We start from the raw sequence: 236 nt of genomic DNA, 5'->3' as shown, positions 1-236 counted from the left end.
AAATGTGAACGTCCCTGCCTTTATATCCTTGAGAATATCCGCAAGCGACCGCTCCAGCTGATATGTCTCTGAAGCGCTCAAGACGTTCGTGTGAACCAGCGCCCTGATATGTATGAGCGAATGAAAAACGTCGTACATACCCAGTTTATGATCATACTGGATGGATTTCTGAAACTCGTAAAAGTCCGGGTTCATCTGTTTTGTAAACCTGCCTCCCCACAATTTTTTTGCCATCA

General features: G+C 44.9%; 1 protein-coding gene. It reads right to left on the bottom strand.

The window, feature by feature from the left end:
• The coding region (locus ACY9Z2_RS19375) for a hypothetical protein (protein WP_463611306.1) at positions 1 to 195 on the bottom strand (195 nt) is incomplete at its 3' end.
• Between the last annotated feature and the right edge of the window lie 41 nt (positions 196 to 236).

The sequence above is a fragment of the Virgibacillus sp. GM2-2 genome, from assembly GCF_055329585.1.
This window is presented reverse-complemented; position numbering and strand designations above follow the sequence as displayed.